The sequence below is a fragment of the Streptomyces sp. NPDC056361 genome, from assembly GCF_042262805.1.
In the GTDB taxonomy this organism is placed as follows: Bacteria; Actinomycetota; Actinomycetes; order Streptomycetales; family Streptomycetaceae; genus Streptomyces.
This window is the reverse complement of sequence record NZ_JBHJQI010000083.1, coordinates 25,991-35,877: the sequence shown is the minus strand read 5'-3', so window position 1 is coordinate 35,877 and position 9,887 is coordinate 25,991. Positions and strand designations below refer to the sequence as shown.

The window sequence follows — 9,887 nt, the reverse complement described above, 5'->3', positions numbered from 1 at the left end:
GGCTTCCCCTTCGCAAGAGGGGGAGCCGGGGCCCGCGTCGTTGTGCGTCTACCGCCGCTCGGTGCCTGCCGTTCAGGCGGCGCCGGGTCAGGCGCCCTGGGTGGAGAAGTGGCCGGCGGCGGCCGCGACGAACCGGTCCGCGGCCGCGAGCGCGTGCGCCCGCAGCACGTCGAGGGCCTTGTCGTCCGGGGCGTCGCGCAGCGCGTACGTGGCGCGTGTCGCTGCATCGGCGACCGTGGTCAGGCTGGGGATCAGGATGGAGACCGTGACCATCGGCGCCTCGACGGCGGACCGGGTGGCGTGCGACTCGGCCCGGGCCGCGGCGAAGACCCCAGGGGCGGCTCCAGCGAGCCGAAGGCCCTCACGGACGGCCATGGCCCGGCGGTGAGAGGCGAGGGCGGAGGCGAAGGCGGTCACGGCCGCCAACTCCTTGTCCCGGCGCTGTTCCTGCCGGGCCGCATCCAGGCTCGCGCGGGTGGTGCGGTGCTGGATCGCCCCGGCGACGATCGCGCCGAGCAGCGTCCCCAGGACGGCGAGCAGGGTGCTCAGCACGAGCCCTCCCCGCCGGCGGCCGCGAGGGAGACGACCGAGTCGCGCCGGTCGTCCCAGCCCGTGCAGTGGGCGGTCTGGCGACCGTCGTTCTGCCACCGGACGACGATCTGCCACGACGGCCAGGTCTCGCGCGGTCCCCGGTCGATCTCGACGACCTCGTACTCCTCGCCGTTGACGCCGACCCGGTAGCGTCCCCCGACGCGGCGGGGACCGACCTGGAGGTTGACGAACTCCTCGTGGGTCATCGCGAAGCCCTCCTCGTCACCGATCAGTTCGGCGGGGATCTCGCAGCCGCACTCGTTGCAGGTCTCGCAGCGCTGCGGGCTCACCGTCCCGCAGGCGGCGCACGTCCACGAGGGGTGCTGGCAGAAGTGGCAGGTGTCGTAATGCGGCGGGTTGCTCTCCCCGCAGACGCAGGTCCACGCACGCCGCTCGCGCAGCGCGGTGGCGACGTCTTCCAGATACGTGCCCATCGGGCTCCTTTCGGTGGGGGCAGTTGGCCCCGCCCCCTGGTGTGGTCTTTCTGGCCAGATAAACCGCGAGCTCCGGCGCTCCCTCAGGGAGGGTTGGAGCTCGCGTTGTTGTGCGTTCCTCCCGCCGTGCCGCATCCGGTGCAGCAGCAGCGGCCAAGGGGTCAGGAGGACAGGGTGTCCCGGGCCGCGTCGAGGATCGCGTCGTGGTCGAAGGCGAGCGGCGGCAGGCTGTCGTACGGCCACCAGTCGGCCTTGGTGGCGTCGTCGCCCGCGGCGGCCGTGGTGTCGGCGGGGACGACGGCGAGGTAGGCCACGGTGACGTACCGGCCTCGCGGATCGCGGTCGGGGGCGTCCCACGTGCCGATCTGCCGCAGGGTGGCGGGGTCCACCAGAACGCCCGCCTCCTCGGCGAGCTCCCGCGCGGCCGCCTGGCGGCTGGTCTCACCGGCGTCCACATGACCACCCGGCAGCGCCCAGCGGCCCTTGAAGGGGTCCCAGCCCCGCTCGATGAGCAGGACCCTGCCGTCCTCGGTGGCGACCACCACGTCGGCCGTGAGGCGGATGCTCTCGAACGTCTCGGTCTCGGTCATGTCGGTTCCTCTCGAAGGTGCTCGGTGGACGGATGCGGCAGGAGCCCGCGGAGTTCAGTCGGAGACGGCGCGCAGGCGCCGGCGGCGCCGCGGCGGAGGGTTGCCCGGGTCGGGCCAGTCGTCGGCGGCCAGCCCGTACGAGGGCGGCTTCCAGGTGGCCGGGGCGTAGTGGCGGTAGACCTTCTCCCAGGGCGCCTTGAAGTACGAGGGCAGCAGGCCGCCCCGGTTGGGGATCGGCTCCGGGGCCGCCTCGTTCTGCTCGCGCACCTGCTCGGCGACCCGCTTGGCGTCGTCGAGGTGGCGCTTGCAGAACCAGTGCGGGATCGTCCAGCCGGTGCGCGGATCGAGCTCAAGCACCTTGTGGTGGGAGTTCGCCCCGCAGACGCCCTCCGCGTTCCGGTGGTCGACGGGGGGCGGGGAGAAGCCCCCCGAGGCGTGCAGGAGCGGCGTGGGCGGCGGCCGCAGGAGCACCGCGGTGCTTTCCTCCGGTTCGGTGACCTTGATGCGGGGCCGGTAGACGTACGGGCGCAGGCGGGGCGCCTCGCACCCCGGGGCGCCGCCCGGGCCCCAATCGCCCGCCGCGTCGGGCGGCTCGTAGCGGGGCGCGTCATCGGCGACAAGGGCGTCGAACAGGGGGCGGCCCGTCGCCGAACTCCGGCCCAGGGCCCGGGCGGCGGTGCTCAGCACCCGCCCGGGCTCGCCCGGGGCGACGAAGAGGGCGTACGCGACGGCGAGCAGGAGCTCCCGCGCCGGCGGGGCGGCCCGCCGGTCGCCGTAGATCCGGTGAGTGGTCTCCGCGTACGTCTCCGCCCGGTCCAGGCGCGGGGCGGCGGCGGCCGCGCTCACCCGGAGACCGGCCGCACATGGATCGGGATGTGGATCTCCCCGCCGCCGCAGTCGAAGTCGGCCCACTCGTGCTCGGGGGCGAGCACCCACCCGTTGTCCGTCGCGGCGCGCACCGATTCCCGGACCGCCTCGGTCCTGCTGGCGTAGTCCCCGAGGCTCACGGACGCCAGCGGCCTCCCCAGGTCGGAGGTGTAGGTGTCCACCGACGCCCCCCACGTGTCGGCCTCGATGTGCATGATCAGGAGGTGCGTGGCCTCCAGACCGGCCCGGGCGGCGAGTTCGAGGTAGCGCAGGTGATCGGTCTGCATCACCAGCCCCTCGTACCCGGGGAAGTAGTTGCCGAGGTTCTCGTGCGCCTCCTGGTCGCCCTCCTGCGCCTTGCGCAGTACGGCGACGGCATCCGCGATCCGCTCGGGGTCAAGGGCGTCGTCCATGGACATGGTTGCTCCTGCCGCTGCGGGATCGAAGTCGGGCATGTCGTGCACCTCGGCGAAGCCCTCCCGGAGCAGGGCTTCCGGAGTGGCCTCTTGGGCAAGGCCGTGCTGCCAGCGCAGCGTGGCCTCGGGGACACGACGGTCGTCCGCCCGCAGCGCGTTGCGGGCCAGGCAGGTGTCGAGGTCGACCGGGAAGCGCAGAGCGAAGGCCCCGCGCCCGTGGCGACGGGCCAGCTCCAGGAGGCCCGCGCGGACCTGCGGCTCCACGTTCGTGGAATCGACGAACACCGCGCGGCCGGCGGCCAGGTGCTCGTCCAGCAGACTGTTCTGCCGGGCGACGGCGGCCGGGGTCACCGACTGGTCGCCCGCGTTGCCCCCGCTGATTTCGCGGCGCAGCTCGTCCAGGCACACCACGGCATCTACCGGGAACCAGGCGGCGGCTGTCGACTTGCCCGAACCGGCGGGCCCGACGGCGACGAAGAGCGGGCGGGGCTCCAGCTGCGGCCGGTTGTTCTCCGTGGTGTCGTTCATCCCTGTGCCTTTCCGGTGTTCTCCGGCGCGACCTGCGGATCGCTGTCCGTGCCGTTGTTGTGGTCGTCGTCCTCGGCCAGCCGCTGGAGCACGGCGGCCACCGTGACCGCCGGGTCGAGCGCCATGGCGTCGAGCAGCGGCTGATGCAGCGCCTTGTAGCCGGTCTCGAAGCCGGTGTGGAACCGGCAGGGGTCCGAGGCCTCGGAGCAGGCGCCGCAGTTCTCCCAGTCGGTGTCGTACGGCTCGATCTCCACCCGCTCGTGCTGCTCGGACGGCACCAGGCGGAAGGCGGCCTCAGGGCGGAAGACGCCGAGCTCGCGCTGCGGCCAGTCCTGCGGGAGCTCCCGTACGTGCACGCCGAGGGCGGCCGCGACGGCGGGCTGGTGCTCGACCAGGCGGCGCCACAGGGTCTCCGCGGCGAGCGCGGGGTGGTCGAAGAGGCTCACAGCGTCGTCTCCTTGCTGCTCTGGGAGGCCCATTCGGCGGTCGCCTCGATGTCGACCTCCCCGCTGCCGTGGTACACGGTGACGCTCCCGTCGGCGTCCGTCTCGGTGTACGAGGGGAGGTCGGAGTCACGGTCCGGGTCGTCCGTGCCGTACGTACGTCGGCAGCACGCGGGGCAGCGCCACAGGGCTTCGCCCTCCGCCTCGAAGGGCTGAGTCGCAGCCGGGCACTCCGGGCACAACGGCGCCGAGAGCAGGAGATGGGGCCGGTTGCCCCGCAGCTCGCGGACCGACCACCCGTGCTCACGCAGCAGGTCGGCGTACGCGGACACGAGCACGTACTCCTCCGCCGCCGCGTCGGCGAACGACAGCCCGTTCAGGACGCTCGGGAAGACGGTGCGGTGGCTCACGCGCACCTGCGCGGCGCCGGGGAGGCCGGAGCTGCACAGGAACCCGGCGGTGGCCACCTTGCCCGTCGCGTCGAACGTCGCGGCCGGGTGGCGGGTCAGGAGCAGAGCGCGCGCGGCCGAGGTCATCACCTCGTCGGGGTCGGGGGCGCCAATCTGCTGCGTCTGTGACATGGGCGTTCCTCCTCTACTTGGGGTTGAAGATGCGGTCGAAGGCCTCGCGGAAGATGGCCACGTTCTCGGCGGTCATCCGGTAGGCGATGGCCTTCTCCCAGCTGGTGTGGTTGGGGTCGTAGTGCGGGTAGATCGGGGCTTCGAGCCCCGTGGGCCACCACTTCCGGCGCTCGCCGCGGCCGACCGCGCGGGACAGGGCGATGGTCGGGCCGCGCAGCTTTCCGCCGAAGGCCGCGCGCAGCTCCTCGGCGTTCTTGTCGCCGTCTGCCTCCACGACGAGACGTGCGAAGGTGAGCCCGTTGGCCGGCAGCGAGGCGAGGTACTGCACGGCCCGCTCGACGTTCCACGCGGTGTCGACCGACACGGCGAGCTCCTCGCGGTGCTCGGCGAGCAGTTCGAGCAGCTTCCGCTCGAAGTCCGGGGAGGCGCCTTCGATGGTGATCTTCACGAAGGCCTCCGGTGAATTCTTGCCCGGTTCTTACATCCGTTCTGCATGGGAGGAGCATGCCGGAGCCGGGACCGGCCCGTCCAGACCCGGGGAGAATCTGGCCAGAATTCTGCACGAACGAGTGAACAGGCGCCTGTGGAGGTCGAGTTGAGCGGCCCGCGCCCACGCGAGAAGGGGCCCTGAACTGGTCTCGTGTCCAGTTCAGGGCCCCTGGGGGATGCTGCGGTGGTTCTCAGTCAGCCTCGGGCGCCAGCGCGCCGGCGAGGTCGGCGCCGATGCCGTAGCCAGGGCTGTCGTCCAGCAGCTGCTTCCTCGCGTTGTAGCGCTGGGTGGTGCGCGAGTCCTTGTGGTCGGCCCAGCTCTGCACCTTGTCGGGGCGGGCGTTCGGCTTGGCCAGGGCATGGGTGATGCCGTCGCCCTTGGCGCCGTGCGGACCGCGGACGGGCAGGCCAGCGCGACGGGCGAGCGCGGCGCACAGCCGCCAGACGGCCGGTTCGTCGAGCTGGGCGCCGGACGCCGTGCAGAACAGCCACCCCGTGGTGCGTCCGTCGAGGTAGTCCTGGAGCGCGTTCCAGGCCACCGGCGGAATGGGTTTCTTCCTCCGGCCGCCGCCCTTCATCTTCTCCAGATGCAGCACCCGGTGACCCTGGTCCTCGCCGAGGTCCTCCACGCGGGCGTTGAGGAGGGAGTCGATGCGCAGGGCCAGGGTGTAGAGCATCAGCAGCAGGGCGTACGCGCGCTTGCGGTACGCGGCGATGCGGTGGTGGTCCCGGGCGGTGGCCACGAGCGTCGCCCACTCGGCTTCGGTGTAGCCGGGCGTGGGCGAGTAGTCCGGATCCATCACCGGCCGCTGAACGGCGTCGAAGGGGTTCTTGACCCCCGAGTCGCTGACCTTGTCCCAGTAGGAGAAGAAGGAGGAGGCGGCCGAGAGGGCGTTGGCCCGCGAGGCGTCCGAGTACGGCGGGCCGCTGCGGACCATCTCGTTGCGCGCACCGCCCTTGACCCGGACCCAGGTTGGCGTCTGCTCCAGCCACAGCCGGAACGCATCAGCCAGGGCGAACTTCACGGCCATGGGGTGGGTGCCGTGCTCGCGGGCGAACTCCTCGAAGACCCGGAAGCCGCGGGCGTACGCGCGACGGGTGTTGTCCGAGCGCTGGTTCGCGATCCAGGCCCCGGCGAGCGGAGGCAGGACGTCGCCCTCGCCGTAGATGCCGACGAGATGGACGTAGAGCTTGCGCGCGTGCTCGGGCCAGAGCTCGCGCGGATCGCGGACGCCGGTCGACAGCTCTCCGGCCGGCGGGACGGGAACGAGCTCGGCCGCCATCCCCGAGCCCGGCATGTCGGGTGATTCACCTGATTGCGGGTCATTCTGATCCGGTGTCAGCATCCCGACAGGATAACTGTAATTATCCTGTGCGTTCGTTCCGGTCACTCCGGCGGGTGAATCCGGCCGAAGATGTCAGTAAAACCCTGACGCTGTCAGTCGTCAGGTCTAACCTGACGCTCATGGATGAGACGAACGAACAACCCGACGAGCGGGCCCGACCCCCGGCGCTGACTCCGGTCGACGAGGCGATGCTCGCCCGCGCCCACGCACTCATGCAGATCGTCGAGGCAGGGCTGCGCGACGTCTCCGAGCGCTACCGCGACGACGACCACGGCCGCGTGCTTCGCGACGCCCTGTTCATGCAGGGCCTCGTCGATGATCTGGTCAACAAGGCCGTCATCGCCGAGCGCGAGCGCGGAGCGAGCTGGACGGCTATCGGCAACGCCGCCGACATCTCCCGGCAGTCCGCCCACGAGCGGTGGAACACCAAGGTCGCCGCCTGGGTGCTGATGGGCCGCCAGCGCAGCGGCATCGGCCGCGGCGAGGCCGACCCGGTCCGCCACGCCCAGTACCTGGGTGAATGGCTGGACGCCCTGGTGGGCAAGGGCCGCGACGCCGTCAGCCGACTCCTGCCGTCCCTGTATGACGGGGCCGCCCGCCAGGAGGCCAACGACCGGCGCGCCGAGGTGAAGCGGCTCCGGGAGCGGACCGAGGAACTGCGCCGGGAGTGTGACGCCGCGTACACCGCGGTGATGGAGGCCGCTGGCACGGAGGCGGCCGAGGAGAAGCAGGCGGTCTGGGCCGCCCGGCACTTCGCCCGGGCCGAGGCCTTCGAGCGGCTCGCCGTCATCGAGGAGCCCGCCGCCGTCGAGCACCGCCGCACGGCCGCCACCCTGCGCTCCATCGCCGAGGACATCCTCCGCCGGGACGGACTCGACTCCGAGACCCCCGCCACCACACAGAAGGGAGCGCTCCAGTGACCGACCAGCCGAGCCGTGACGAAGTGCTCGCGCAGTCCGCGGCCGCCCTCGCACAGTTCAAGGAAGGCCTGCCCACCGCCCGCGAGGTCACCACCACCGGCGAGCTCGCCGCCATCCTCGCCGCCCTCCCGGCGGACACCCCGCTCTTCCTCGGAGAACACATCGTCGCCCGGCCGAACCTCTCCTACGGCACCGACGTCGTCCAGACACTGGTCGCCCACATCACCCCGAGCGCCGAGCCGACCGACCCCGACGACCTGGACAGCATCCACCGGATGATGCCCGCCCTTGGCCTGACCACGGTGTACGTCACCCAGGGCCAGGACGCCGGCGAAGAGTTCGAGCAGCACACCCTGCAACCCGTCGACTCGTGGGCCCGCGCCGAGGAACGCCTGCCAGACGGGGACCTGGACGGCGGTATCCGGGACGCCGCCGGCGCCGTTGCCAATATCGCGCGCCTGCTCGCCGAGGGCGCCGAGTTCATCCCGGACGACCACGACGCGCACGCCACCGTCCGCGTCGAGATCACCCGGCTTGAGGCCGCGGCCGAACGGCTCCGCAAGATCGCCCCCTTCGCACAGAAGGCCAGCGAATGACCAACGAGCCCGCGCAGGTCCACCCCGACCAGGGAGCCCTGTTCCCGCAGCCCAAGCCCCCGATCGTCATCGACTACGCCCGCGCCGACGGCGGCCCACTGACCGACGAGGACTTCGACAAGCTCCAGGAGCTCGCCCGCACCGCCTCCACCCTCCCCATCCCGCCGTCCGGAAAGGTCACCATCCGATGCCGCTGAACGTGCCCGTGACGCTCACGCTGCCGCCGGTAGACCGCTCCTTCACGGTGCACACCGACCGCCAGCGGTGGAGCGCCGAACAGCTCGCCACGGTGCCCGACGGCCGTGACTTCATGGAGAGGGCGGTCCGCAGGGGCGTCCGTGAGGCCGCCCTGAGCTGCGCATACGCCCAGTTCACCCCGGCGGAGGTCGTCACCGACCCGCACCCGGACGGGTCGGTGACGATGACCGGCCGCGTGCTGTGCGACGAGAGGGACTGCCACATCGCCGCACAGCGCCACCACTTCGACGACATCGAGTCGATCGAGGCCAAGGCCGCTGCCGACTGGGTCGCGCAGAAGGAACTCGACCTCGCCCCGGGTGAACTCGGCGTCGTACAGAAGCGCGCCCGCACCGACTGGGACCGGCGACAGTTCCGCGCGTCGCTCGGCTTCGCGCTGATCGGCGTGCTCTGCTCGGCCGCCGGCGGGGCCATGAGCAAGTACGACTACACCAAGCCGGAGGGGACCTCCCCCGGCACCCACATTGAGGTGTGGATCTGGCAGAACGTCGACTCCATCTGCAACCACCTTGCGTTCCCCGCGGTCGTCGCCGGAACGCTCCTCGTCCTGTTCGGCGCCATCCGCCTCGCCGTCACCAACGCCAAAGCCAAGTAGACCGGGAGGTCACCATGCCGCTGTCCGTACCGCTCTTCCTCGTACCGGGAGAGCCGAACCGCCACTACACCGTCCACCTGCACCGCGGCCGCTGGGACGTTGACGCGTTCAGTGTCGAGATCAGCGAAGGGCACCTCACGGCGCTGGCGGCCAACGTGCGCAAGGGATTGAACCTCGTGTCCGAGTGCGTCGCCGCCGAGCTCGCCGACGCCGATGTCGAGGTCTTCAAGAACCCCGACGGCTCCGCCGAGGCCGTGGCCCGCGTGCTGTGCACCGAGGAGGTGTGCGCCGCCGTCGCCGAGCAGTACCGCCGCGACGCCGACGAGGACGTCGAGGCCGAAGCCGCCCGCGCGTGGGCCGCCTCCCAGCTCCAGGGCCAGGCCGTGGAACTCCTCAAGCTGCGGGACCAGAGCGACCTCCTCCCCTCCGTGCTTGCCGCTGCTCTGGCCGTTCAGCCGGAGCGAACCGGCGGCGCGACCGACCGCATCGTGCTGATGCTCGATGAGGCTGCCCAGCTGCTGCGCGACAACGGCCTCTTCACCGACCGGTCCCCGCAGGGGGTGCGCCGGGAGATCGACCGTCTGGTCCGCCAGAACCGAGTGATGACCTGGGTCGAGTCCAGCGACGACGAGGCAGCGTCCCTCGCGGATGCGGGCGGGGGTGCGCCTACCCGCATCGGCCCGGAGCAGGTCCTCAGCCTGCCGAACTGGGGCGCCGCCCTGGTTGACGGGCGCATGGGCAAGGGCAAGTCCCACCCCATGGAGGACACCGCCTTCATGGCGCCGGAACACCTGGTCCGCGACTTCGAGCAGCTGGCCCGTCAGGTCGCCGAGGGAGACACCCGCCACGTCATCGTGGCCCGTCTCGTCTCCGTGGCCGGCGAGGCGGCGGCTCGTTCCGGCGAGGAGCCCCGGCCGACCTGCCCGGACCGCTGGCCGCACGACTGCGAGCCGGACGAGAACCCCGCCCACGAGCTGCTGCACCGCATCGGCGACCGCCCGGAGATCGTTGACGTACGGGAGGCGCGAGCCGCAGGCCTCGGTGCCGGAAGCGTGATGTCGCTGCGCACCCTCCCGGCGTCGCTCCCGGCCGACAACAGCGCCGCGGTCCTCATCTACCGGGAGGACACGCCCGGCCTCGGACTGCTCAACGCCGTTCTCACCGGCAACGACGACGCCATCCACGACGCCCGCACCGGACTCCTCCGGTGGCTCACCGCAGAAGGAAAGTAGC

14 protein-coding genes are annotated in these 9,887 nt (G+C 71.8%); 5 read left to right on the top strand and 9 right to left on the bottom strand.

All coding sequences use genetic code 11. The annotated features are described in order from the left end of the window. Nucleotides 1-87 precede the first annotated feature (87 nt). From ACFCY7_RS25195 to ACFCY7_RS25155, 9 genes are all read right to left on the bottom strand, one after another. A complete protein-coding gene (locus tag ACFCY7_RS25195; protein WP_376488312.1) occupies nucleotides 88-552 on the bottom strand; it encodes a protein kilB in 465 nt (154 codons plus the stop codon). Next, a complete protein-coding gene (locus ACFCY7_RS25190; RefSeq protein WP_376488311.1) occupies nucleotides 546-1,025 on the bottom strand; it encodes a hypothetical protein in 480 nt (159 codons plus the stop codon). Before ACFCY7_RS25190 ends, ACFCY7_RS25195 begins: the two co-directional genes overlap by 7 nt. Nucleotides 1,026-1,186: 161 nt before the next feature. Continuing rightward, on the bottom strand, nucleotides 1,187-1,615 hold the full coding sequence (locus ACFCY7_RS25185) for an NUDIX domain-containing protein (protein ID WP_376488310.1): 429 nt from the start codon (nucleotides 1,613-1,615) through the stop codon (nucleotides 1,187-1,189). Nucleotides 1,616-1,669: 54 nt separating this feature from the next. Beyond that, complete coding sequence (locus ACFCY7_RS25180) at nucleotides 1,670-2,461, bottom strand: hypothetical protein (RefSeq protein ID WP_376488309.1); 792 nt, start codon at nucleotides 2,459-2,461, stop codon at nucleotides 1,670-1,672. Further along, nucleotides 2,458-3,426, bottom strand: a complete 969-nt coding sequence (locus tag ACFCY7_RS25175) for an AAA family ATPase (RefSeq protein ID WP_376488308.1) — start codon at nucleotides 3,424-3,426, stop codon at nucleotides 2,458-2,460. Before ACFCY7_RS25175 ends, ACFCY7_RS25180 begins: the two co-directional genes overlap by 4 nt. Continuing rightward, nucleotides 3,423-3,872 (bottom strand): hypothetical protein, encoded by a 450-nt coding sequence (locus ACFCY7_RS25170; protein ID WP_376488307.1) that lies wholly within the window; start codon nucleotides 3,870-3,872, stop codon nucleotides 3,423-3,425. The genes ACFCY7_RS25175 and ACFCY7_RS25170 overlap by 4 nt, the downstream gene beginning before the upstream one ends. Then, nucleotides 3,869-4,450 (bottom strand): hypothetical protein, encoded by a 582-nt coding sequence (locus ACFCY7_RS25165; RefSeq protein WP_376488306.1) that lies wholly within the window; start codon nucleotides 4,448-4,450, stop codon nucleotides 3,869-3,871. Before ACFCY7_RS25165 ends, ACFCY7_RS25170 begins: the two co-directional genes overlap by 4 nt. A gap of 13 nt (nucleotides 4,451-4,463) precedes the next feature. Beyond that, a complete protein-coding gene (locus tag ACFCY7_RS25160; RefSeq protein WP_376488305.1) occupies nucleotides 4,464-4,898 on the bottom strand; it encodes a hypothetical protein in 435 nt (144 codons plus the stop codon). A 232-nt stretch (nucleotides 4,899-5,130) separates the two neighbouring features. Then, entirely contained in the window at nucleotides 5,131-6,237 is a 1,107-nt protein-coding gene (locus ACFCY7_RS25155) for a tyrosine-type recombinase/integrase (protein WP_376488304.1), read from the bottom strand. A 167-nt stretch (nucleotides 6,238-6,404) separates the two neighbouring features. Here ACFCY7_RS25155 and ACFCY7_RS25150 point away from each other — a divergent pair, with 167 nt between their 5' ends. Genes ACFCY7_RS25150 through ACFCY7_RS25130 form a run of 5 tightly spaced genes read left to right on the top strand, consistent with a single transcriptional unit; the run spans nucleotide 6,405 to nucleotide 9,886 of the window. Then, nucleotides 6,405-7,205 carry a hypothetical protein gene (locus ACFCY7_RS25150; protein ID WP_376488303.1) on the top strand — a complete coding sequence of 267 codons (801 nt, stop codon included), beginning with the start codon at nucleotides 6,405-6,407 and terminating at the stop codon, nucleotides 7,203-7,205. Next, a complete protein-coding gene (locus tag ACFCY7_RS25145; RefSeq protein WP_376488302.1) occupies nucleotides 7,202-7,801 on the top strand; it encodes a hypothetical protein in 600 nt (199 codons plus the stop codon). Before ACFCY7_RS25150 ends, ACFCY7_RS25145 begins: the two co-directional genes overlap by 4 nt. Further along, nucleotides 7,798-7,998, top strand: coding sequence for a hypothetical protein (locus ACFCY7_RS25140; RefSeq protein WP_376488301.1), 201 nt, complete (start codon nucleotides 7,798-7,800; stop codon nucleotides 7,996-7,998). The genes ACFCY7_RS25145 and ACFCY7_RS25140 overlap by 4 nt, the downstream gene beginning before the upstream one ends. Then, the gene (locus tag ACFCY7_RS25135; RefSeq protein WP_376488300.1) at nucleotides 7,989-8,654 is read left to right on the top strand and encodes a hypothetical protein; all 666 of its coding nucleotides are present in this window, start codon (nucleotides 7,989-7,991) and stop codon (nucleotides 8,652-8,654) included. Before ACFCY7_RS25140 ends, ACFCY7_RS25135 begins: the two co-directional genes overlap by 10 nt. Nucleotides 8,655-8,668: 14 nt before the next feature. Beyond that, nucleotides 8,669-9,886 carry a hypothetical protein gene (locus ACFCY7_RS25130; protein ID WP_376488299.1) on the top strand — a complete coding sequence of 406 codons (1,218 nt, stop codon included), beginning with the start codon at nucleotides 8,669-8,671 and terminating at the stop codon, nucleotides 9,884-9,886. Nucleotide 9,887 lies beyond the last annotated feature (1 nt).